The 24,340-nt window shown below is 67.4% G+C and carries 19 protein-coding genes and 1 pseudogene; 18 read left to right on the top strand and 2 right to left on the bottom strand.

From position 1 onward, the window contains the following. Positions 1-123 precede the first annotated feature (123 nt). Positions 124-2,499 (top strand): DNA topoisomerase, encoded by a 2,376-nt coding sequence (locus BN1555_RS29430; RefSeq protein WP_093802182.1) that lies wholly within the window; start codon positions 124-126, stop codon positions 2,497-2,499. Positions 2,500-2,908: 409 nt separating this feature from the next. Beyond that, the gene (locus BN1555_RS39180; protein WP_176709884.1) at positions 2,909-3,073 is read left to right on the top strand and encodes a Tn3 family transposase; all 165 of its coding nucleotides are present in this window, start codon (positions 2,909-2,911) and stop codon (positions 3,071-3,073) included. A 631-nt stretch (positions 3,074-3,704) separates the two neighbouring features. Here BN1555_RS39180 and BN1555_RS29425 read toward each other — a convergent pair. Both BN1555_RS29425 and BN1555_RS29420 read right to left on the bottom strand, forming a co-directional pair. Further along, positions 3,705-4,574, bottom strand: a complete 870-nt coding sequence (locus BN1555_RS29425; RefSeq protein ID WP_176710160.1) for a TIGR03621 family F420-dependent LLM class oxidoreductase — start codon at positions 4,572-4,574, stop codon at positions 3,705-3,707. A 38-nt stretch (positions 4,575-4,612) separates the two neighbouring features. Next, entirely contained in the window at positions 4,613-5,833 is a 1,221-nt protein-coding gene (locus BN1555_RS29420) for an MFS transporter (protein WP_176710159.1), read from the bottom strand. A 245-nt stretch (positions 5,834-6,078) separates the two neighbouring features. Here BN1555_RS29420 and BN1555_RS29415 point away from each other — a divergent pair, with 245 nt between their 5' ends. The 16 genes and pseudogenes from BN1555_RS29415 (at position 6,079) to BN1555_RS29345 (ending at position 24,240) form a co-directional block, all read left to right on the top strand. After that, on the top strand, positions 6,079-6,762 hold the full coding sequence (locus BN1555_RS29415) for a thiamine pyrophosphate-dependent enzyme (RefSeq protein ID WP_093802179.1): 684 nt from the start codon (positions 6,079-6,081) through the stop codon (positions 6,760-6,762). Between the two features lie 24 nt (positions 6,763-6,786). Further along, a complete protein-coding gene (locus BN1555_RS29410) occupies positions 6,787-7,695 on the top strand; it encodes a transketolase family protein (RefSeq protein WP_255306237.1) in 909 nt (302 codons plus the stop codon). A gap of 102 nt (positions 7,696-7,797) precedes the next feature. Beyond that, the gene (locus BN1555_RS40715) at positions 7,798-7,923 is read left to right on the top strand and encodes a hypothetical protein (protein WP_255306236.1); all 126 of its coding nucleotides are present in this window, start codon (positions 7,798-7,800) and stop codon (positions 7,921-7,923) included. 89 nt (positions 7,924-8,012) lie between these two features. Further along, a complete protein-coding gene (locus BN1555_RS29405) occupies positions 8,013-8,861 on the top strand; it encodes a JmjC domain-containing protein (RefSeq protein ID WP_141662902.1) in 849 nt (282 codons plus the stop codon). Further along, entirely contained in the window at positions 8,858-9,673 is an 816-nt protein-coding gene (locus tag BN1555_RS38065; RefSeq protein WP_107081111.1) for a hypothetical protein, read from the top strand. The genes BN1555_RS29405 and BN1555_RS38065 overlap by 4 nt, the downstream gene beginning before the upstream one ends. Continuing rightward, a complete protein-coding gene (locus BN1555_RS29400; protein ID WP_141662901.1) occupies positions 9,670-11,523 on the top strand; it encodes a S9 family peptidase in 1,854 nt (617 codons plus the stop codon). The genes BN1555_RS38065 and BN1555_RS29400 overlap by 4 nt, the downstream gene beginning before the upstream one ends. Beyond that, positions 11,520-12,803, top strand: coding sequence for a YcaO-like family protein (locus tag BN1555_RS29395; protein ID WP_093802176.1), 1,284 nt, complete (start codon positions 11,520-11,522; stop codon positions 12,801-12,803). The genes BN1555_RS29400 and BN1555_RS29395 overlap by 4 nt, the downstream gene beginning before the upstream one ends. Next, positions 12,800-13,474, top strand: a complete 675-nt coding sequence (locus BN1555_RS29390; RefSeq protein WP_093802175.1) for a TfuA-like protein — start codon at positions 12,800-12,802, stop codon at positions 13,472-13,474. Before BN1555_RS29395 ends, BN1555_RS29390 begins: the two co-directional genes overlap by 4 nt. A 1-nt stretch (position 13,475) precedes the next feature. Continuing rightward, a complete protein-coding gene (locus BN1555_RS29385; protein ID WP_093802174.1) occupies positions 13,476-14,594 on the top strand; it encodes a JmjC domain-containing protein in 1,119 nt (372 codons plus the stop codon). A gap of 3 nt (positions 14,595-14,597) precedes the next feature. Next, complete coding sequence (locus BN1555_RS29380; RefSeq protein ID WP_093802173.1) at positions 14,598-15,404, top strand: CmcI family methyltransferase; 807 nt, start codon at positions 14,598-14,600, stop codon at positions 15,402-15,404. 70 nt (positions 15,405-15,474) lie between these two features. Next, positions 15,475-16,002: a GNAT family N-acetyltransferase gene (locus BN1555_RS29375; RefSeq protein ID WP_093803726.1), complete on the top strand. Its 528-nt coding sequence runs from the start codon at positions 15,475-15,477 to the stop codon at positions 16,000-16,002. Between the two features lie 101 nt (positions 16,003-16,103). After that, a pseudogene (locus tag BN1555_RS29370) lies at positions 16,104-16,604 on the top strand (transposase); the annotation flags it as partial. A 185-nt stretch (positions 16,605-16,789) separates the two neighbouring features. Then, on the top strand, positions 16,790-17,248 hold the full coding sequence (locus BN1555_RS29365) for a hypothetical protein (RefSeq protein WP_093802172.1): 459 nt from the start codon (positions 16,790-16,792) through the stop codon (positions 17,246-17,248). 602 nt (positions 17,249-17,850) lie between these two features. Then, complete coding sequence (locus BN1555_RS29355; RefSeq protein WP_255306235.1) at positions 17,851-18,480, top strand: hypothetical protein; 630 nt, start codon at positions 17,851-17,853, stop codon at positions 18,478-18,480. Positions 18,481-18,535: 55 nt separating this feature from the next. Next, positions 18,536-20,830 carry a hypothetical protein gene (locus BN1555_RS29350; RefSeq protein WP_255306234.1) on the top strand — a complete coding sequence of 765 codons (2,295 nt, stop codon included), beginning with the start codon at positions 18,536-18,538 and terminating at the stop codon, positions 20,828-20,830. A 44-nt stretch (positions 20,831-20,874) separates the two neighbouring features. Next, positions 20,875-24,240: a hypothetical protein gene (locus BN1555_RS29345; RefSeq protein WP_255306233.1), complete on the top strand. Its 3,366-nt coding sequence runs from the start codon at positions 20,875-20,877 to the stop codon at positions 24,238-24,240. Positions 24,241-24,340: the final 100 nt, after the last annotated feature.

Genomic DNA, 24,340 nt, shown 5'->3' with positions numbered 1-24,340 from the left:
GGCTCTCTCCGCATGCCCCTCGCGCCATTCAAATCCTTTCCGGGCTCCTTTTTACTCTCATTCATACATCCTTTTCGAGTAGGCTCGTACTCGTTTCCAAGTGAACGACGAGAAGGAGTCAACATGGTCGCGATCGTGGTCGCAGAGAAGCCGAGTGCAGCAAGGAACATGGCCAGTGCCCTCGGCGGGACGAAGGGCAGCTACAAGGGCACGGCCTACGAGGTGGCGAGCCTGAGGGGTCATCTCTATGAGTTCGCCCAGCCGCACGCGATGGTGGACTCCTCGCTCGCGGACGCCTATCAGAAGTGGGACCTGGGCAACCTTCCGTGGAACCCGCAGGATCTTTCGTGGAAGCGCGATCCGCAGAAGAACGTCGCGGACGTCATCAAGACGCTGCGCAGCGCGCTCGGCCGCGGCGACGAAATCGTCATCGCCACGGACCTGGATCCGTCCGGCGAGGGCGATCTGCTTTTCTGGGAGGCGATCGACGAACTCGGCTTCCATGGCAAGCGGTTCAGCCGCATGGAGTTCACCGACGAATCGAAGGCCTCGATCCAGAAGGCCTTCGAGCAGCGCCGGCCTGTGAAGTCCATGCAGGACGAGGGTGATTACCGCAAGGCGATGTACCGCTCGCAGTGGGACTTCCTCTCGATGCAGTTCACCCGTATCGCCACGGCGATGGGCCGCCAGTCCGGCCAGGACCTCGTGCTGCGCCAGGGCCGGCTGAAGTCGGCGATGGTCTCTCTCGTCGGCGACCAGCAGAAGGCCTACGACGCGTACGTCAGGAAGCCGTTCTTCCAGAACCGCTTCCGCGACGAGAACGACGTCATGTACACGAACCCGGACGAGCCGCGGTGCGACCAGAAGGGCCAGGTGCCGCAGCAGTACGGCCCCTCCGCTGTCGTCCTGGACAGTAGGGCGGACAAGAAGACCGCACCGCCGAAGCTGCTCGACCTTGCCTCCCTGTCTTCGATGCTCGTTGGTAAGGGTGTCAAGGCGAACCTGACGCTCTCGACCTACCAGAAGATGTACGAGGACCAGGTTGTCTCGTACCCGCGCACCGAGGACAAGACGATCACGCCTGAGCAGTTCAAGGACCTCGCGCCGCTGGTCGACAAGATCGCCGCGATGGTCGGCGTCGACGCTGGGCTTCTGACGCACCGCCAGCCTCGTTCCACGCATGTGAAGCCCCAGGGCGCGCACGGCGCGAACCGTCCGGGTCCGAAGGTGCCCTCGTCGCTGGACGAGGTCGAGCGCAAGTACGGCAAGGCCGGGCGGCTCATCTACGAGATGCTTGCGAAGAACTACCTGGCCATGCTCGCCGAGGACTACCTCTACGAGCAGCAGAAGGGCCACGTGGAGAAGTACCCGGACTTCGTCGGCATCGCCAATGTGCCCAGGAGCCCTGGCTGGAGGTCTGTGTTCGATCCGGACGCCGGAGACGGCTCCACCGAGGGCGACGGGAACGAGTCCGGCAAGGGCCTGGGCCAGAACGCTGAGCCGTTCATCTTCGAGGGCGCGAACAAGCGCCCCGAGCACCCGACGATGAAGTGGCTCATGAAGCATCTGGAGAAGCGCGACGTGGGTACAGGTGCGACCCGCACCTCGACGTACTCGGAGGTCACCAACGACAAGGCGAAGTACCCGCTGCTGACCGAGAAGGGCCGGAAGCTCAGGCTGGCGCAGGCCGGCGAGATGAGTTGGAGGCTCCTGCCGGGCACGCGCATCGGCGATCTCGGGCTCACTGAGAAGGTCTACGCCGACATGCGCGACATCGCCGCCGGGACGGCGGCCGCCGAGGAGCGCCTGGCCGTCGTCGCCGACTGGGTGCGCGAGGACATCGCCACGATGACGAAGAACGCCGCGTCCATGCGCGCTGACTTGGGACTGAAGGAGCAGGTCGGCGCCGCCCACGCCGAGGGCGTGTGGCAGACCGCTCCAGGTGGCCCGAAGAAGGTCGCCTTCAAGAAGATCTGGTCGGGCCACGAGTTCAGCGATGACGAGGTGACGAAGCTGCTCGCGGGCGAGACGATCTCGTTCGAGGCGAGGTCGAAGGCGGACAAGCCCTTCACGGCCACCGGTGCGCTCGGCGTCGGCGATTTCAAGGGCCGCAAGTTCGTCGGGTTCCAGCTGGAAGGGCTGGACACGCCGACGAAGTGGTCTGGTCGGACGTTCACGCCGGCGGAGGTCACGGTGCTTCTGGCGGGCCAGGCGCTGGAGATCGACGACTTCGTGAGCGCGCGGACGGGCAAGACCTTCGGCTGCAAGGTGAGCTGGGACGCGAAGGCCAAGAAGATCGTCCCGGACTTCGGCTCCGGGGACGAGCCGCCTCGGTCCTGGTGCCAAGTGACCTTCACCGATACGCAGCGCAAGGACCTGGCAGCCGGCAAGACCATCCAGGGTACGGGCTTCGTCTCGGCCAAGGGCAAGACCTTCGACGCCCTCATCTCCTGGAAGGAAGAGGGCGGCAAGAAGAAGATCGTCCCGTCGTTCGGTTGATGCCGGACGAGCACTGACAAGCAGCAGCGACAACAGGAGGATGTAATGGGGACGATGAACGAAATCGTGTAGTTGGGCGATCGGGTGGCCTGATCGGCGATGTCCATGGCGACGCTAGGTTCTTGCGCGACGCAGTGTTGACGCTGGCGTCGAGAGGCTGCACCTTGTTGGTGTAGCTGGGCGACTTTGGGATGATCTGGCGCAGCACGCGCAGCGAGATCCAGGCTCTGGAGGCGTTGAACAAGCAGCTCGCCCTGCCCGGCGAGTGCCTGCACGTCGACGCGTTGTCGCGCAACGGCTCCGGGGTCCTCTGGATGGGATCGCATCTGACGCTCCTCCCCCGCTCCGGTTTCGTGCGCGTCGGCCAGCACCCCGTCGGCTGTCTGGCAGGGGCCGCGAGTATCGACCGGTGCGTACGGACGGCCACGAGGTCCGCGACGAGGACGTCGCCTGCCTCTCCCCGTTCGTACGGCACCACATCAACATGCTCGGCGGGTACTCCTTCCAGCTCCCCGACCTGCCCGGCGGGCTGCGGCCCCTGCGGGACAAGGCCGCGTCCGACGAAGTGGTCTGAGACCTGTTTCCTGTTTCCGGATCGGATTGGACACAGGAAACCCCTGGTAGAGCCTGGGATCGCTAAGGGCTCGGGTGCAGGGAGACGAGGAATGCCTTCAGCAGGTGCTCGACGGCGATCCCGGCATGGTGGTCTGCGAAGTCGTATGACTCCGCACCGTGTGAATACGTGGCAAGAGCTGCTGCCATCCATCTTTGCGAAGAGACCTGAGTGGGCGATAAGCCATGAACTCATGCGGGAACATCCTGAGGGCGCCACAGGCCCTCTCCCCCGACACCACCGCGCTCACCCTGGATGTGGTGGTGCGGCATGGGACTTGAGCCAATCCTGTGGGCCTTGCACGACAGCCCCGTAAACAGCACGACGGACAGGATGCTGCTGGCCGGCCTGGCCGAGAAAGCCGATCCTGACGGCACCAACGCCTTCCCGTCGCGGCGAACACTGGCCCGAATCGCCACTGTGCGACGTCAAGACGGTACAGCGGCGTCTGGCCTCCCTCACCAAGCGCGGTGTGATCACACTCGGCGACCAGGCAGCCGCCCGATACATCCCCCGCACACGCCCGCCCCAAGGGCTACGACCTGCAGATCCCGGCCGACTGGTACGGCAGCCGGTCGACTCCGCGTCCGCGTCAGCGGAGCAGCGCTATCACCTTAGCGAAGGTGTCGAGTGCCGACTCCTGCACGGTGACGTAGTCGAACCCGAACCGTTCCCGACGAGTGATGAGTTGCTCGGCGATCTGTTCCGGACTCCCGATCAGCACGGCGGGTAGTTCGCCGACCTGTTCGGGGCTCAGCGTGCCCCGCAGGAACCGGGAGTAGTCCTCCCGAGCGGCCGCGCGGTCATCCGTTACCTGAGTGCGCAGCACGATGATGTTTCGATGCACGGTGTCCCGGTCAGATGCGCGTAGTTCCGCATCGACCAATGCCACCCGGTCGTCCATCTGTCGATCGGTGAGGAACTGCATCCCCCGACCCTGCGGGTCGAATCCGGTGCCGGCGAACGACACGATGTCGGCGTGCCTGGCAGCCAGTCTCAGCACCCGGTCACCGTTTCCGCCAATCATCAGGGGCGGCCGGTCGGACGCGGCGCCGAAGCGTGGTCGAGCGGCGTTCCAGGACCGGTTGACCTCGTCCAGGGTCTCGACGAGTCGGTCGACGCGCTTGCCCGCCGCCTCGAACGGAATTCCGGCCTGGTCGAACTCCTTCTTCTTCCACCCCGCGCCGAGGCCGACCTCCAGCCGCCCTCCGGTGAGCTGGGCGGTAGTGACGACGTCCCGGGCGAACAGTGCCGGGCTGTAGAACGAGGTGTTGCTCACGAACGTGCCGACCCGCACGCTCCTGGTCGCCTCGGCAGCCAGAACGCACGCCGGGAAGGGCGATGGCATGTCGATGTGGTCGGGCACGGTGATCACGTGGTAGCCGAGGTCCTCGGCACGTCGGGACTTCTCCATCCAGGAGGCCCGGTCTTCGAGCTTCCAAAAACTCACGCCGAACCGCATATTCATCGCACAGGTCCTGTCCTTGAGTGTTGGGAGACTCAGACGGTGATGGCCCGGTCGCGTTCGGCACGGCGAACCGCCGGGCCGATCAGCACTGCACCGGCGAGGAGCGCCGCCGCCACGATCGCCCAGCCGTAGGGCGCGAGGTCGGTCGCGAACCAGGCCACCGCAGCCGGGCCGAGTGTGGCCTGCGCGACCATCCTGAGGTGGAACGCGCCCAGGTATTCACCTCGGGCGGTGTCAGGAGCCAGCCCGTAGCCGATGCCGAACGCGCCAGCGGACTGCCACAGCTCTCCGGCGGTGATCAGCAGGACGGCGACCACCACGATGCCGACGGTCGCCCAGGAACCGATGAGACCACCGAGAACCATGACGAGGCAGGCCGCCGCGCTCACCAGCCCGGATCGGCGGGCGGCGGCGACAGCGCCGTCCAAGTGGTCCGAGCCTCGGGCGGCCCGGACCTGCAACAGGACCACCAGCACGGTGTTCAGGATGAACACCAGCGGGATCACGCTGCGCGGTACGCCGTCGGCACTGAGGATCCACAGCGGTACACCCACCGCGAGCACGGTGCCGTTGAGGGCGAGCACAGTCGACACGCCGATCACACCGAGAAACGGGACGTCACGCAGCGCCCTGAACCGTGAGGCTCGTTCGGGTGGCGGCCAGGGGCTGGTGACCGACAGCCTGGCGACCACCAGTGCGGCAAGCACGAAGGACAGGGCGTTGCCGAGCGGCAGTGCTTGCATGGCTGCACCGCCGATGCCGATCAGCCCCGCGGCGATGAGCGCGCCCGCGGAGAAGCCGACGTTGAACACCGAACGGAGCGCGGCCCGTGCGGTGACACGGTCGGCTTCCGGGACCAGATCCATGACCAAGGTGTGGAACAGCGGGCCGCTGCCCCATTCGAGGGCGCCTACCAGGGCCACCACCACGAAGAACGTGGGCGCCGAGTCGACCATCGGGTACATGCAGTAGACACCGGCGAGGGCCAACATGCTGATCAGCAGCATGCGCCGGGCACCGAACCTGTCGGCTGCCCGCCCCATCAGGACACTGGAGAAGAATCCCATGAGTCCTGCCAGGGACAGCCCGATCCCGACCTGAGCGGTGGGCAACCCGGCGACCACGACGAAGTAGACGGTCGAACTGGCCAGGAACAGGCCGTTGCCGACGCTGTCGAGCAAGTGCAGCACCGCCAGGGGGGCCGCCGGGCCGCGCAGCGAGGCGTAGTTGCTACGAACGAAGGAGGTGATCACGCCATCCGCCCTCCGGGGACCTTCCCCTGCCGAATCAACCTCTCGAACACCCGCGTCGTCTCCCCGGGCGGTATTCGTTCGTTGTACACCCACCGATGCCTCATGGCCGCCCACCCTAGACCACTGATCGACGACCCGGCAGTGGCCCTGAGCCATCCCGTCGCGGTCCGTGAGTGACGGCCGGTGAAGATCGACGGTCGTGTATGTTCGCGCTTCTGACCGGAGTTGGGGAAGTAGGTGGTGTGATGACAGGGCTGGTCTACGACGACCTGTACCGCTTGATGGCTTCGATGACCGGGGACGAGAAGCACGCCGAGGCGGCGTCTTCCACCCTGGATGTGCTCTGGGTGCTCTACGACCGGGTGCTGCGGGTCGGGCCCGACATGGCGGACGACCGCGACCGGTTCTACCTGTCGAAGGGGCACGGTCCGATGGCCTATTACGCGGTGCTGGCCGCGAAGGGCTTCCTCGATCCGGCCGAGTTCGACCGGTTCGGCACCTACCACGCTTCTCTCGGCCACCACCCGGACCGGTTGCTCATACCGGGGGTGGAGATCTCCAGCGGGTCGCTCGGCCACGGCCTCCCGTTGGCCGTAGGCACCGTGCTGGGCCTGCGGGCGCGCGGCCTGACGTCACCTCGGCTGTGGGTACTGCTCGGGGACGGCGAACTCGACGAGGGCTCCAACCACGAGGCGATCACCTACGCCGGCCGGAGTCGGCTCGAGCAGCTCAACGTCGTCGTGATCGACAACGGCAACGCGACCCAGGGCTGGCCCGGCGGATTGGAGACCCGCTTCGCCGTGGAGGGTTGGGCGACGGCGCGGGTCGACGGGCGCGACCACACCGCACTCGAGGCGGCGTTCACCGCACCTCATCCGGGTCGCCCCTCTGTGGTGGTCGCCGAGGTCGAGTACAGCCCCAGCCACTGACCACACAACCGAGGAGGAGAAGCCATGGCCGGGCAGATGCGAGAGCGGTTCGTCGAGGTCACGACCGAGCTGCTCGCCGAACACGAGAACCTCGCGCTGGTCACAGCCGACCTGAGTGCGAAGATGTTCGGCCGGGCCTCCGGCGAGCATCCAGATCGGGTGATCAATCTGGGCATCCGCGAACAGTTGCTGATCAGCGTGTCCGGCGGCCTGGCCCTGGCCGGGTTGCGACCCATCGCGCACAGCTTCGCGCCGTTCCTCATCGAGCGACCGTTCGAGCAGATTAAACTCGACCTGAACCACCAGGACGTGGGCGCGGTGCTGGTCAGCGCGGGCGGGTCCTACGACATCGCCAGCGGTGGGCGGACCCACCAGTCCCCCGGAGACGTGGCGCTGCTGGCCACCCTGCCCGATTGGACGATCCACGTTCCGGGTCATCCCGACGAGGTGGAGGCGCAGCTGCGCCGGGCGGCGGCGGGGAGCGGACCGGTCTACATCCGCCTGTCCAACCAGGCCAACGAGAACGCCTACCACCCGGGCGGGAACGGGTTCCGGGTGCTGCGCGAGGGCGGGCGAGGCACCGTGATCGCGGTCGGACCGCTGGCCGACGCCGTACTGGAGGCGACCGGGCCGCTGGACGTGACCGTGCTGTACGCGTCGACCATCCGGCCCTTCGACGCGGCGGCGCTGCGGGCCGCGGTGGCCGGCCAGTCGGAGGTCAATGTCGTACTCGTCGAGCCCTATCTCGCGGGCACCTCTGCCGTCGAGGTCGCCCGCGCCCTGCCCGACCGGGCTCATCGGACGCTGCCCCTCGGCGTGGGCCTGGCCGAGTTGCGCCACTACGGCACTCCACGTCAGCACGCGATCACACACGGTCTCGGGGTAGCGGGTTTGCGCCGAGCCATGGCTGAATTCCTTGGATATTTGCATTAGTTGACGGGCAGATGCCCTATCGGAATGATCCAGATCGACGTACTGTCGATGCTTCATCCGGTGCAAACGTGCTGGAACCGCCTCAAACCAGAAGGAGTCGGCATGTCTTTTGACGACAAGCTCCGGGCGACCGACGCTGAGCTGCTCATCGCGGAAGCCAACGCGGAAATCGAGGAGCTCTCGGACCACTCCCGCCCCATGGTCATCGAGAACATCAACGAGGCCTAAGAACACAGGTCTTCGGTGAGCCAATTCTGGGAGCCGCTTCGGCGGCCCCAGAGTTGGTCCGGATCCGACCAAGAGGGACGGCTGTGGTCATGGAACATCCGCTGGTCCGACTGATCGACGACGTGGACCTGTTGGGCACTTACTGGAACAAGAAGTTCGGCTTGTTCCCCAAGGCGGCCCCGCCGGACGGCCTGATCGACGAGCACGCCATCCAGGCCCAGCTCGACGCCGGCCTCCTGCGTTGGCCCTATTTCACCCTGATGCGCGAGGGCAACCAGCCCGCGATCGGTGACTTCACCCGATCCCGGAACGTGCTCGGCCAACGCGTCGGATCGTTCGCCGATCCGGAGAGGGTCCGGTCGCACCTCGCCGCCGGCGCCACCATGAAGTTCAGCCAGCTCGAAGACTGGCACCTTCCGATCCGCACCCTGATGCGCGCCCTGGAGACGCGGATCGCCGCCGAACTTAAGGCCTACGTCTTCTACACCCCCTGTGACAACACCGGGATGCTCCCCCACCGGGACGGCTCACACGTGCTGGCGCTCCAGCTCGCTGGTGCCAAAGAGTGGACGATCTACGACGCCCCCGACCAGATCGACGCGCGTCCGGGGCTGAACGTGGACGCCGACAGCCGCTCGCACACCTTCGTAATGGAACCCGGCGACATCCTGTACCTGCCACACGGCTTCCCTCACGTGGCCACCGCCCGGGGCGGCACTTCCCTGCATCTGACCTTCACCATCACCGAGCCGACACCACGGGACCTGGCCGGGGCCCTGATGGCGACCTTCGAACAGCCGAAGGTCGACCCTGCCCTGCCCCTGGAAGACCGGGCGGCGGCCGTGGCGAAGGCGCTGCTGAACCACCTGGACTCGGCCGACGCGGACGCCCTTGTCGGCACGGCCGTCGAACGAATGCGGGACAGGACGGTCCGATGACGCTACTGGCCGACATCGTCGGAGATGTCGACTCCTTCGCCGCCGAGATATGGGCGCGGCGGCCGGAAGTCTTCCGGTACGAGGCCGGGCCTGACCTGCTCGTACGGGCCGCCGCCTGGGAGATGGTCGAGTGCGGACTGTTGGTCGCACCGTACTTCAGCATGCTCCGCGAGGTCGGCGGCGGCGCGACCGCGCAGGGCATCACCACGACCCGCGAGGTGTTGGGCCGGGCATTGCCCGCCTACGCCGATCCGGATGCGGTGCGCGCGAAGTATGCGTCGGGGCGGGTGATCACCCTCAACCAGCCCGAGGACTGGCACGTCGGCATCCGCGGCCTGCTGGACGCGTTGCGGGCGGACCTGCGGGGATGGGCCAGGTCGGCGGTCTTCCTGACTCCGCCCGGCGCGAGCGCCTCTTCGGAGCACACCACGGATCAGCACGCACTGCACTTCCAGCTCGACGGCGAGTCGCACTGGACGCCGCCCTCCGGCCCAGCGATCGAACTCGTTCCCGGCGATGTGCTGTACCTGCCCGGTGGGCAGGACACCGGCTGCGAGGCCGGCCCGGACGGATCGTTCCACCTCACCGTGACCATCGAAGAGCCGACCGGTTCGGAGCTGGCCGGCCTGATGATCGCCGAGTTCCTCGACGGCCCGGCGGCCACCGAGATCGCTGGGACCCACCACTTCCTCACGCCGGCTCAGAAGACCGCTTGGCTGCGTACGGAACTGGGCAAGGCACTGGCCGACCTGGACCCTGCGGCGCTGGTGGACCGGGCCGCGGTCGATCCGCGCTGCGGCGGCCGAACATGAAACCGGACGTCTTGCTCGGCCAGGTCCGCGCGGAGATCGCGCACCGGCTCGGGGACGGCTTGGTGCTCGAGGCCAGGATGACCCGACCCGACCGGCCGTATCCGGTGCCGTTCGTCCTCGGCTACGCACCGGGGCCGGACGGCGACCTCACCCTGGCGCACGCCTACGCCGGGGCCTCCGCGGTGACCGTGCTCGACGACGGCTATCTGTTCCTCTCCGACACCAAGGCGGGCAACGGTCGGAGCCTGCGCCGGCACCGGCCCGACGCCGAGACGGAACTCGTGCTGAGTCCGGGCCGCGACGTGGTGTCCTACGCCGCCGGCGGCTCCGTGGTCGTCGCGGCGGCCTGGGTGCCCGTCGACCGGGCTGATCCACACCGAACCGCCGTCCTCCTGGACGGCGACCTCTGGCCGCGCTCCGGCTACCAGGCCGCCGGTGAGGTGCTCGGCCTGCTTCTGACATCCCTCGAAGCCGGGGTGCCGGAGCCACTCGACGTCACGCTGGCTCCGAACGAACGGCTCACAGGACTGTTGTCACTGACCCCGGACGGCAGTCGGTGCGCGGCCGGCGTGGTCCGCTTCCTGCCCGGCGGCCACCGCCGTCACGGCCTGCTGCTCATCCCCGTGGCGGACCCGACCGCCGCGCAGGCGGTGTGGCCGGACGAAGACCTGCGGGACGCCGTGCCGTCCCCGGACGGTTCCTGGTTCGCCTGCACGGCAGAGCGGGTGGCCACTCCGGGACTCGGACCGCGCCAGGGCGTGGTGCTGGTGGCGTCGGACGGCTCCCGGCTGTTGCGGCCCGCTGCCCGTCACCCGCACTGGCTCCAGCCGAGGGCTTGGTGCGGGCACACCCTGCTCTGCGTCGGCGAGGACCACGGCCGACGGCGTCTGTACACGGTGCTGCCGGAGGGCGACCGTCCCGAGCCGGTCGAGCTGTCCGGATCCGTGGGGTCCGTCACCGTCACGGCGGCCGAGGCATTGGTCGTACAGTCCCGAGTGGACCTGCCCCCCGAAGTAGTCGCCGTGAACCTGGCCGGACCCTCCGCGCGCACCCTGCTGACCCCGGCGGCCGCCGCCCGGCCGACCGGACGCATGGAACGACTCAGCCATCTCGCCGAGGACGGCACGGTGTGGCACAGCTGGCTGTGCCTGCCCGCCGACGAACCGGCCGAGCCGCTGCCGGTACTCGTCTGGTGCCATGGCGGCCCCTTGTTGAGCTGGGTCGACTGGTCGTGGCGGTGGAATCCGTGGCCGTTCGTCGCGGAGGGCCACGCCGTGTTGATGCCTGATCCTCCTCTGTCCATGGGGTACGGACAGGAGACGGTCGAGCGGGGCTGGGGTCGGTGGAGTTCGGAGGTGGCCTCGGTCGCCGCCGAACAGGTCCGCGCGGTGCTCCGGCGGCCTGACCTGGATGCACGGCGCGTCGCCGCGATGGGCGGCAGCTTCGGCGGCTACCTCGCCCTGGCCCTGGCCACCCGGTTGCCCGAGATCCGACTCGTCGCCAGTCACGCCGGCTGGTCGGACTTCGCCGCCGTGGCCCGCGCCAGCGACCTGCACTGGCACTGGCTTCGGGAGTACGGGCCGGTCGAGGAGTCCGAGGCATACCGCAGGGAAAGCCTCGCACTGGACGGCATCGATCCGGGAGTCACCGTGTTGCTCTCGCACGGCTGCGCGGACCAGCACGTCCCGGTCGGCGAGGCCCGGGCCATGTACCGGGCCCTGGACACCAGGAAGGTCGACGTACGGCTCATGTTGCTTCCCGACGAAGGTCACAGCATCGAGCGTGCGGCCAACGTGACCGCCTGGTACGACTGGGTCCGCGCGGCCTGCGCGGAGGTGCTGGCAGCATGACGACCACCACGACCACGCTCACCCCGCGGATCAGCCTCGGCCGCGAGCACTGGCTCCCGCCGACCACGGCCGACGCGACCACCGCGGGCGGCACTTCGCTGCGGATCCGCACCCTGGAGGCGACCGCGGAACTGGCCGGCGCAGTACTCGACCGATGTGGCATCACCCGAATCGCCGACGTGACCGACCTGGACGTGCTCGGCATCCCGGTGTTCAACAGTTGCCGTCCCGACGCCGCCCCCGGCCTCAACACAGTCACCAGTGGCAAGGGCACGACCGTGACGGCCGCACGGGTCTCGGCGATGATGGAGGCGATCGAACGCACCTGGTGCGAGCCCCGGGCCGCCGAACCGCCGCTCCGCGCCAGCTACGCCGAACTCGTCGCGGCCGGTCGGCCGACACTCGACCCCCGGCGGCTGATTCTCCGGCGCGGCCATCGCTGGACCGAGCGGCAGCCGCTGTCCTGGTGGCCGGCGCGCGAGTTGTGCTCCGACACCGAGGTACTCATCCCCGCGCTGGCGGTGTTCACCCCGTTTCCGGACGAATACGGGATGTTCTCCTCGAACACCATCGGTCTGGCCTCGGGCAACAGCCCGCGCGAGGCACTGCTGCACGGCCTGCTGGAACTTGTCGAGCATGACTGCACCGCGTTCGGCGAGACGCTGCGGGGCGGCCACCGGATCAGGTCGGGCACGTTGCCAACCGAAGCGCAGGAACTCGTCGCTCGGTTCGAAGGGGCTGGCATTCAGGTACAGTTGTTCGGCTACGTCAGCGAGATCGGCATACCGACCGTCTTCGTCACGACCGACGACACCCACTCGGAGGACGGCCTCCTGATCAACGGCGGCGCCGGCTGTCATCCCGACCCCACCGTGGCGCTCAGCCGAGCACTCACCGAAGCCGCGCAGTCCCGACTGAACGTGATCTCCGGAGCTCGCGAGGACCTAAACGGCCAGGTACACCGCCGACACGCCTCCTACGAAGAGATGCGCAAGATGCTGCACACCTGGAGCGCTGGCCGGTCCGAGCTGGACTTCGGCGAGCTACCGAACAGCACCACCGGCAGGGTGGAGGGAGACCTCCGACTGGTTCTCGACGGACTCGGGACGGCCGGATTGGATCTCGTGTTCGCCACCGAACTCGCACCGCCAGACCTGCCGTTCTCCGTGACCCAAGTGATCGTGCCCGGCATCGAGAACCACCACAACGACCCGGCCCGGCTCGGCACCAGACTGCACGCCATGATGGTCGAGGCCGGGTTGGCGAGGTCCCCGCGATGACCCGCACCAGCACGATCCTGTTCACCGGACCCTCCCTGCGCCCCGCCGACCTGGTCGATTTGCGGGCACTCGCCACGAGGACGGGGCACGACCTAGACGTGCGGCCCCCGGTGCGCCGACTCGACCTGGTCGAGGTAGTCAATACCGGCGGCATCGACCGAGTGCTGGTCCTGGACGGCGAGTTCGGCCAGAACCTCGCGGTGAGCATCACCGAGATCCGCTCGGTGCTGGCCTCCGGGCAGCCTCTCGCCGGCGCCTCGTCGATGGGCGCGCTCCGGGCCGTCGAGTGCCGGACCCTGGGCATGACGGGCAGCGGCTGGGTGTACGAGCAGTACCTGTCCGGCGCCATCGAGTCCGACGGAGACGTGGCACTCCTGTACGACCCGGAGGACTACTCCCCCGTGACCGTGCCGTTGGCGAACGTCCGCTGGTTGCTGAGCCGAACGGAGCTGTCCGCCGAAGACGCCCGACATGCCCTCCGCGTGGCCCACGGCCTGCACTTCCGGGACCGGCGGCCTTCCCTCCTGCTCCGGCGGTGGAAGGAGCGGCTGCCGGCCACCGTGGTCGAGGTCCTCGAACCGGAACTGGCCGAAGACCGCCGGGACACCTGGGATCGCAAGCGGCTTGACGCGCTCGAAGCGGTACGCGCCGTACTCGGAGAGGAGAACTGACATGAGCGTCCTTAACGCGCTCGGCGACCCGACCTGGTTCACCAACGATTGGCCCGCCACGCCCTACCACCGGGTGGGCAGCGCCTCCGAGTTGCGGACCACACTGACCTGGTCGGCGCTGGACACGATCCTCAACGACCAGGGACTGCAGGCACCGGCGTTCCGGATGGCCCGGGACCACCGGTTGGTACCGGCAGAGCTGGTGACCCGGCCGGAACGGCACACGTCGCAGGCCGTCCAAGGGCTGGCCGACCCGGTCCGGATCGGCGCCGAGCTGGCCGACGGGGCGACGCTCGTGCTCCAGGGGTTGCAGCGGTTCTGGCCACCGTTGGCGGACACCTGCCGACGCCTGGCGGCCGACATCGGGCATCCGGTGTTTGTCAACGCCTACCTGACACCTCGCACGGAGCAGGGCTTCGGCGCCCACCACGACCCCTACCACGCCTGGCTGACCCAGGTCTCGGGCAGCAAGTCGTGGCGACTGTGGGCGCCAGACCACGACCCGGTGAAGGACCCGGCCGACTTGGAGGTGGTCCTGGCAGAGGGTGACGTGCTGTGGATACCTCGGGGATGGTGGCACAGCGGGAGCAGCGGTTCGGAGCCGAGCCTGCACCTGACCTTCACCGTCTGGGCTACGAAGCTGGATGCCGTGCTGCGCGCCCTGTTGGCCGAGGTTCTGCGTGATCCCGGGCTGGCCCGGGAACTACCCCCGGGCGCGTTCCGGAACGGTACGCGCACCGAGGCCACGGTGACCGATGCGATGGGAGAAATCGCCGACATGATCGCCAAGCTGGTCCCAGAGACGGTCGCTACCCGGGTGGTCGGTGCGCGGCTGGATCAGTTCGCCCCGCTACCCGCCCGTCCGGTGTCGTCGGTGATCGGCAAAGACCGGGCTGTGCGGTTCCACGCCCATCCGGAGGGGGTCCTGCACTCCGACGGGGTCCGGTTGCGAACAGCCGACCGGCTGATCACCCTGGAGCCCGGCCAGGAAGCCCTATGGCGTGCCGTGTCGGGCCGGACCGACAGCTTCACCCTGTCCGAGCTGGACGCGGACCAGACACTGCTCGACCTCCTGGTCGACGCCAGGCTGGTCTGTGCCGCACCCTGCCCGGGACGCTGACTCATGGACGAAGTCGACGTCAAGGGGCTCGCCGAAATCGCCGAGCGCCTCGTGGCCGCGAAAGTCGAGCGGCAGGGCGGCATCTCCACCTATCACGACCACCACATCCGGGGTGCGGTGACCGAGGCCCGGCGCACCGGCCGGTCCGACGAACTGACCGGGTACCTCGCACTGCTGACAGGGGACCGGTACCGGGATCCGCTGCCGCGCCTCGATCGATCCGACCGGGACGTGCTCGCGGCCCTCGCATTCCCGGTCCAAAACTTCGTCGCCACCCAGGGCGTCACCGATCACCTCACGTGGGCCGGTCGGCCTCTGTACAAGACGGTGTTCGACCTGGCCGGTTATCCGATGCTGATCGCCGAACTGGTCCCGGGCACTATCATCGAACTCGGCTCCGGCAGCGGCGGGAGCGCACTCTGGCTGGCCGACGTCGCAGCGGCGCATGGCCAGCGACCGGAAATCATCTCGATCGATCGCACTCCAGTGGACCTGGCGGACGACCGGGTGCGGTTTCGAACCGGGGACGTCGGACGTCTCGGCGAGGTCCTCGCCGACTCCGATGACCTGCCCAGGCCCTGGCTGGTGATCGAGGACGCCCACGCACACGTCCGGGCCGTGCTCGACTTCTTCGATGCCCAACTGACCTCCGGGGACTACCTTTTGGTCGAGGACAGCCTGGCCAAGCGGGCCACCCTCCGCGAGTTCCTCCGCAGCAGTCCGCATCGATACCAGCTCGACACCCGGTATCTGGACCTGTTCGGCGAGAACTCGAGCTGCGCGATCGACTCGATCCTGCGGCGGGTGTAGGGCACGCCAACATGTGCGCCCTCCCCTGGCCCGACCGTCTCACCCCATGCACCGCGACAAGGACCGCCCCATGCACACCAGTACTGCGATCCGCTTGATCGAGCCCGCCGACGCCACCCCGATCGCCGCCCATCGGATGCGGGACGTCGATGCCTTCCGACGGTGGGAACCGGCACAACCCGCCGACTTCTTCACCCCGGAGGGCCAGGCAGAGCGGATTGACGGCCTGCTCGCCGGACACCGGGCCGGCACCATCTGGCCGGGTGTGGTGCTCGCCGACGACCGCGTGATCGGACAGGTCACCGTCGGAGGCATCCTGCCGCAGCCACACCTACGCCGCGGCTCCGTCGGATACTGGATCGCCAGTGTCGCCCAGAATCAAGGGCACGCCGGACGCGCCGTTGGCCACGTGCTCCGCGTCATGACGGACGAACTCGGCCTGCACCGCGCCGAGGCCTCCACCAACCTGGAGAACCTGCCATCGCAACGGGTACTGCGCCGCAACGGATTCAGCCCGTACGGCGTCTCCCACTCCTCGATCCTCCTCGACGGGAGCTGGCGGGACGGCCTGCTGTGGGAACGGATCCTCGGCGACTGAGTGGGCGTTAAGTCCGATCTTCCTCGGTTCGTGATTGCCCGATCGTGGTACTGGTCGCCGTCGGGGGCGACTGGTGGGCATGTTCATGTTGAGATGCGGGCGTGAAGAGAGAGCCGTACCTCAGCGACTTATCGGACGAGCAGTGGGCGTTGATCGAGCCGATGATCACGGCCTGGAAGCAGGGCAGGGTGGCGCGGTCGGCGACCGGGGATCCCGGGGTCTATGACCTCCGGGAAATCGTGAACGCGATCTCCTATCAGAACCGGACGGGCTGCCAATGGCGTCTCCTGCCGCATGACCTCCCGGCCTGGTCGGCGGTGTTCTACTACTTCGGACTGTGGCGTGAAGACGGGCTGGACCAGCGGATCCAGGAACTCCTGCGCTGTCAGGTACGGGAGAAGGCTTGCCGGTTAGAGGGCCCGTCCCTTGTGATCATCGATACCCAGTCCATCCGCGCCTCGGCGGGTGTCCCAAGGATCACGACGGGGTTGGACGCCAACATGAAAGTGTCGGGGCGCAAGCGGGGACTGGCCGTGGATGTGTTGGGGTTGATCATTGAGGTGGTCGTGCTGGCCGCCTCCGCGTACGACAACGCCGCCGGCACCGCCCTCCACGCGCTACCGCCAACCATGCACGAGCTCGTTAGGCAGTCTCCCGGGCATGGACCCTGCGCTGATCGCCCCCCGGGCTGAGACTCACCACCGCGCTCTACGAGACGGCGGCCGCTGGTGTCGATGCCTACGCCGCCGACCTCGCCCCGCTCACCTGGGAGCAGTTCACCGCGCCGATGTCGTGGTGGCTGGTCCCGGACGGCATCGGTCGGCTCAGCAAAACCGAACTCACGCTGACGGAAGACCGCGACCGGACCGTCAAGATCAATTTCTGGCACGTGCCCGACACTCGAGGGACGGACGGCCCCCTCCCGCACTCGCACCCGTGGCCCTTCGAATCCCAGATCCTCGCGGGCGGATACTCCGAGGACCGGTACCTCCTCGTCGACGGCCAGGTCCGCGCGGAGACGGAACGGGAGCACGGGCAGGGCAGCGCCAACACCGTGGACAGGGACCTGTACCACGAAGTGACCGAACTGCACTCGCCCCCCGGAGCGACCTTGACCCTCATGCTGTGCGGGCGCGGCGAGCACGGCACATGGGGCCACCTCGACCCCGAGACCGGCACCCTCACCCCGCCCCAGCGAGACGCGCTCTTCCCGGAACGCCTGCGGGCGCTCAACCCCCACCGCTGATGTCACACACGATGCCGGTCCGTCAGGAGATCCTCGATCGGGACGGCTTCGCCGATGCGCTGGCCGTGCTCGACCTGGGCTACGACGTTCCGCGCTTCGAGCCGGTAGCGATGGGCTCTGCTCCTGCGGCGCGACTGATCTGTCAGCCGCTCAGACAACACCCGACGACTCGGACCCACTAGTCCGACTCGCCGCACATCACCATTCAGGACTCTTTCACTCTCGATTCGAATGACTTATCTAAGATAGGATGCCATCCACACACCTCACATATGAGGTCTTTCGAATAGGGCAATCGCTGGTCATTAAGATCGCAGGGGAGATGAGAGGTTCATGGCGAAGCTGTCCTATAAGGTGCCGAGTTCGCTGAACAGGAGCTTCCTCGACCACGAGATCACGCTGAGCAAGGAGGCTGGGCGGCCAAGCCCTCCCCGATCAAGCAGCTGCTCTTCGGCGGCGGCGGCGGCCTCGCCCTGCTGTGGTTCAGCACGTCGACGTTCGTCGCGAGCTCGGGCCCAGTCGCCATCACGTTCTTCGTTCTTTGGGGACTGGCGGCGATCGCCTACTTCGGCGGGCTGATGAGGACGAAGGAGCTGCGCATCATGCGCGTGCCGGCCTTCCTGGCCTACCTGCCGCCGAAGGCCCGTCACGTCTTTACGCGCCGCAGCTCGAATCCCACGGACTTCTACTCGATCGTCGGCATCGACGGGATCGACGAGGACGGGCTGATCCGCTTCTCCGACGGCGGCGAAGGCCGGGTCTACCTGGTCGTCGGCTCGGCTAGCTACCTGCTCTTCGACGAGGACCGGGTCGGGATCCTCGACCGGGTCGACTCCTTCTGGCGCAAGGTCGAGACGGCCTGCGAGCACAGCTTCATCACGACGAAGGAGCCGCAGCGGATCTACCACCAGGTGGCGAACCTGGAGCGGCGCAACCAGGCCCTGCAGGTCCGTGACCCCGACCTGATCGAGCTGCAGAACGAGCAGTACGACATCCTCACGCAGCACGTGGGCGGGAAGTTCACCTCGATCCACCAGTACCTGCTGCTCAAGGGCAAGAACGCCGACGCACTGCGCAAGGGGCACCAGGTCCTCCAGGCCGAGGTCGGCGGCTCGACTCTGATGATCAGGGAAGCCGCGATGCTCGACCGCGAGGAGGCCCTGCCGATGCTCCGGGTCTTCTACCAGGGCATCGACGACGAACTGCTCGATCTCAAGGCGTCGCTGAACTGACCAGCGCCAGGCCGGCCACCACGACGAGGAACGAACGAAGGACACCATGGCGCTGATGACGAAAGTCCGGGCACAGCTCGGCATTCCGGGAAAGAAGCCTGACGAGACGAATGAGACCGCGGAGCTCGTGGTCGATGATCCGCGCGCGGACGGTGCTGCTCAGGCTGAGGGCGTGCAGGACGCTGCGCCGGCGGACGGCGCAGCCGATGAGGCCGCCGAGCCGAAGAAGAACTGGTGGCAGCGCCGCCGGGAGGTGAAGCACCTCCAGGGCACGTTCGACGCCTACCCTCACCTGCTCGCGCTGAAGCCGAAGGAGAGGTACCTCTTCCGCTCCGACTACTTCGAGGTCGACGGCTCGGTCGCCTGCATCCTGGCGTACTTCCACGACGACGCGGCGCACGACAACTTCGCCGCCTTCTGGGGTATCGACCGGATCCCGGACGGCCTGGACGAGCGGGTTACCGCCGTCGTGCTTGAGCAGGTCAAGCGGATGGATGAGAAGTGGATCGACTCGTACACCAAGCAGTCGGAGAAGCTGGACCGGCTGGATGCGAACGAGCAGGAGGAGACGGGCACGACCTCCTCCAAGCGCAAGGCGGCGAAGATCTCCGGTGACCTCGGGGTCACGATCGGCGAGATCCAGGACGGTGCGAGCTACCTCTCGGTGCACAACCGGCTCTTCCTCAAGGCCCCCGATCTGGCGACCCTGGACGACACGATCGACCGGGTCACGCGTCTGTACATCGACCGATTCGGCACGCTGAAGGCTGCGCCGTACGCCGGGGAGCAGCGTCAGGAGCTCTCGGGCCTGTGGAAGAACAACGAGAAGAAGAAGGGCAAGGGCTTCCACTTCACCTCGACCGAGTTGGCCGGCTCGTACTCGCTGGTGACCAATGGCCTCAACGACCGAGGCGGCGAGTACGTCGGCTACATGGTCGGCGACGTCAACAACAGCGCCGTGCTCATGGACGTCAACGCCTACGACCACCACGCGATCGTCGCCGACGCCACGCTCAGCGAGTACCTGGACCGCCAGCGGGTGGCCAACATGTGGTGCTCGAAGATCTCTCAGGCGGCGCTGCTGAACAACGGCCAGGTCGTCCACCTCATCCTCGACGGAGCGAACCTCGACAAGCTCGGCCCGAAGTTCGAGCGGCTCACCTCGCGCGTGGACCTGAATCAGGGCGACGTGAACATGTTCGAGATGTTCGGCGAGGAGGAGGACGAGCTGACGGTCTTCTCCGCCCAGATGGAGAAGCTCAAGCTGATGTTCGAGCAGCTCTACGAGACCACCGATGGCGCCGTCGGCTCGATCATCCGCAGCGCCCTCGAAGACACCGCGACCGACTTCTACATCGAGCAGGGCATGTGGCGGCACAACGCCAAGGAGCAGCGTCACCGCCTGCGCGTGGTGAACATCCCGCACACCCAGGTGCCGCGTCTTCAGATGTTCGTCTCCTACTTGGCAACCGCGCACAAGGCGCTGCTGAACTCCAGCAAGACCGACCCGGACCAGCTGCGCGCCTACAACGTGCTCAGGGGCATCGCCAACGCGATGCTGAGCACCAACGGCGACCTGTTCAACAACCACACGGCCTCGGCCGTGGACGGGGTCCGGGATTCGCGGCGCGTGGTCTACGACTTCTCGCGGCTCATGCGCCGTGGCAAGGGCGTGGCGATGGCGCAGCTGGTGAACATCGTCGGCTTCGCCGTCGGCAAGCTGGGGCTCGGCGACACGGTGATCATTCACGGCACCGAGCACATCGACGACCGGGTGAAGAAGTACATCAAGGACCAGTTCGACCATATGCACGAGCGCGGCGGCCGGGTGGTCTACAGCTACAACGACGTCGACACGATGCTGGCCGACAGCGACTTCAACAAGTTCGACGCCGCGGACTACACGCTCTTCGGCCCGATGCGCGACGGCGCGGTGGCGGAATACCAGAAGCAGCTGCACCAGCGGATTCCGCCGGATCTCGCCCAGCTCATCACGACCAAGGGCGAGAACCTCACGTACCTGCGCCGGGGCGTCTCCAACGTGGTCTTCCACCTGGATTTGGCACTGGGGATCAACCCCTACCGGGAGGCCCAGCGCAGGCATGTCCGCCTGGAGGCGGCCAGGGCCGAAGAGGCGGCGCGGATGGACGCGATCATGCACGACAAGCCGGCACCGGGCGCGAACCTCACCAGCATCCGGAAGCACAGCGAGGGCGGCGACGGCGAGGCTGACGCGGGCCAGAGCGACGGGGGCAAGCGCCGCGACGGCAAGAAGAGCCTGCAGCAGCCCGAGGACGGCGCAAGGCGGCCAGCGAGGAAGCCCAAGCCGAAGAAGCTGGTCAAGGCATGAGCGAGGTCAGCGCTGAAACGAAGGCGAGGAGTAGAGGAGAGACGATGAACGGGACGATCACGGCGGTGGCGCGGCTGCATGCCTGGGCCGGCCACGGCGGTGGCGGAGCCCGCCAGGGCAGGCTCGCGCGCGGGCTCGCCCTCGTGCTCCTGGCCGCGCTGTTCGTGCCGGTCCTCATGATGGCGACCTCTTTGCCGGCGTCCGCGGACGACCAGAAGGAGCGCGACAACTACAGCCTCTACCAGCTGGCTTCGAATGCGAGCTCGTACTTCAGCGAGAAGAACTCGCCGTCGAACGACAAGGGCATGCACGAGAACTGGAAGCCGGTCACGAGCAGTCCTGCTTCGGGTGGTTCCATGCTCGGCTACGCCGACTCGGAGTTCAGCCTGGGCAACATCGTGGGCTGGTTCTTCGCTGAGGTGTCGGGGTCCTCGCAGACCGTCACGTACGAGACCCTGGCAGCGAAAGACGACAAGGGCAACGCGAAGTACTCGGGCATGCTCGACTACGCGCACTTCGGGGCGGCGAACGCTGACCTCGGCCTGGACATGATGTCCTCGGGCATCGGCGGCCAGATCGTGAGCGTGATCGGAGGCTCCATCATCTGGGTCCTCTACGCCCTGGCGCTGGCGGTCGGCACGCTGTTCTACGTCCTCCTCCAGTTCCTGAAGCTCATCAACCCCTTCATGTGGTTCTACCAGGCGGTCAGGGCGGTCAATCCGACCTTCGCCGACGGGATGACGGGAGGTGACACCGGAGGCGGCGCGCTCTCGGGCCTCCAGCATTGGATCAGCGGTTGGTATGGCCTGCTTGTCGATATCTCGTGGCAGGCGCTGGTGCCGATCTTCATCGGCGTCCTGCTCATCGGCCTGGTCATGTTCAAGAAGATGGACCGGGGTTCGGCGATCAAGAAGCTCATCGTGCGCGTCGTCTTCATCGGCGTCGGCCTGCCGCTCATCGGTTCGTTGTACACCAGCGTGCTCGACAAGTTCGACAACTCGGTTCTCGGCCAGCATGCCGGTCCGACGCGCGTCGTGCTGAGCACCTACGTCGACTTCGAGGCGTGGATGATGAACGACCGCCTCGGGATCCCGGACCAGGCCACTGTCTCCTGGAACGGCGACCAGGCGAGCTCTGACGCGATGATGTCGGTACGCACGAGCGCGCTGGCGATCAACAAGCAGTCCCACGGAGCGACGTTCAACGGCATCAGCATCGGCACGAAGGCCAACGACGCCGAGTCGGCCTGGAAGGACGGCACGGTCTCCGTCGGCACCGGTGCGTCGGATGACTTCAAGGCGGTGTTCTCGACCTTCGGGATCATCGGCAAGTACATCGGCAGCAACGAGATCGCGGCTTCCGACTTCGAGTCGGGGATCAAGAGCTCGATCACGCAGCTGGACGAGAGCGCGGATGTCAAGAAGAGCTGGTTCGTCGACAAGGACAGCTACGGCGACGTAGAGCAGTTCGGTGAGGAGGAGGGGCCGAAGCCGGTGGATCACCCGGTGATCTCGACCGACGGCACGGGCCTGACCTCCTCTCGTCCTGGTAAGGACTCGACGGTCTTCACCACGACCGGGACGAAGAGCAACTGCGGCTTCACGGTGGGCAAGACGCCCTCCTCGTGCAACCTGTCTCCTCTGGCGGCGTACAACTACCTCAACACCGGGTTCAGCCCCAGCTCGCTGAACATGTACAGCTCGAACAACGCCACGTCCGGCTTCACCCGCGAGAACCACATGGCCGTCAGCCAGGTGGGCACGGGTCCGGCGAAGTTTATGTACTGGTCCAACGCAGCCACGGTCCTGGGTTCCATCGTCCTGCTCGGCTTCTGGTACGCCATTGGCATGCTGGCCGGCTCGGTCAAGCGGATTTTCGGCCTCGTAGCGGCCGTGCCGTTCGCGACATTGGGCGCGATGGCCGCGATCGCCAAGGTGATCGTCTACTCCATGGCGCTGATCCTGGAGGTTCTCGTCACGCTGTTCATCTACCAGTTCGTCTCGGAGTTCCTGATCTCGGTCCCGGACATCATGACTGGGCCCGTGTCGAGCTTCATGAGCCCGGGCGGCCTGTGGGGCAGCGCTGCGCTCGGCGGGATCATCGTGGTGATCCTGACGCTCATCTCGTCGCTGCTGATCATGGGCATCACTTTCGCTCTGCTGCGGGTCCGCAAGACGGTGCTGCAGGCGATGGACGAGGTGGTCACCAAGCTCGTGGACAAGTTCCTGGAGACCAACACCGCGCCGAAGCCGGACAAGGGTGGGCTGATGCCTGCTCTGGCCGCAGGTGCAGGGGCCGGCGCGGGTATGGCCATGGGCAACAAGCTCGCCAACGGGTTCAACAGCAAGACCAGCGGTCCGGCGTCTCCGGGCACGGGCAAGCCCGCGGGCAAGACGCCGTCGACGAACGCCGGCGGCACGAACGGTCACACCACGGCGCTGACCGCCAGTCCGCAGCAACTGGTCCTCGGGGGCGGCGGCCAGCATGGCCCGGCGCTGGGTGGTGGTCCCGGTGGTGGTCCCGGTGGTGGCTCCGGCGGAAGCAGTAACGGCGCCAAGGCTCTGCCGGGCGGCAGTGGTCCCGCAGGTGCTCAGGGCGACGGACCCGACGACAAGGGTGGTCCGCTGCAGCTGACGAGCGGTGGAGCGGGCAACTCGCGCTTGGACAAGCAGACGGCGCTGGGCCTGAGCAACCAGGGCGGCCTGTCGAATCTCGGGTACACCTCGGACGGCAACAAGGTCATCCCCGGCGAGGTTCTGGCCTCGTCCACGGAGCCGTCGAGCTCTCGCGGTGGTGCTCAGGGGCAGAGCAGCGCCGGCGGCGCTGGTTCTGTCCCGACCAGCGGAGAGGCTGTCGCCGGTCAGACGGGCCAGACGCAGTTCGGCACGGGTGCCCCGAGCCAGCAGAGTTCCTCGGGCGGGAATCAGCAGGCTGCACCGCAGCGCTTCAGCGGCGCTCCTCCTGCTCTTGTTCCCGTTCCTGCTTCCGGGCAGCCGGCCGCGCCGAGCACGCATCCGACGCGCTCCGCTCAGGACACCCCGGCTCCGAGGCAGCTGGGAGCCGGAACGTCGGCTCCTCGTCCCGTGGCCGCTCCGGTTTCGGGTCAGACTCCGGCTGCGCCTGGTGCGCGGACTCCGGCTCGGAGGCAGGCAGCGCGTCAGCCGGGTTCGACTCAGGCGTCGACGCCGACGCCGCGCCAGACGCCCGCCCCGCGGGCTCAGGCTCCGCGGACGTCGGCTCCTGCACCGACTCCTTCGCCGCGGCAGGCTCCGGTTCCGCGCCCTCGTCCCCCTCGCCCTCGTCCGCGCCGGGTTGCCGATCCGGCCCCTCAGAGCATGGAGACTCCGGAGCCGCAGCAGCGGCCGGCCGGTGGTCTTCGCCGGGGCCGGCGTGAGAAGCCGCAGGACTGATGGGGCGAGCGTGGAGGGCTGACGCACCCGGTGAGGGCGATCATTGCGATCGTCCTCACCGGGTGCGTCGTCTTTTGCGCGGCAGGAGGAGAAGGGGGAA

Source organism: Streptomyces sp. Wb2n-11 (genome assembly GCF_001049855.1).
Classification (GTDB): domain Bacteria; phylum Actinomycetota; class Actinomycetes; order Streptomycetales; family Streptomycetaceae; genus Streptomyces; species Streptomyces altiplanensis.
Note: the sequence above shows the minus strand (reverse complement) of the source record. Positions and strands in the feature narration are given on the sequence as shown.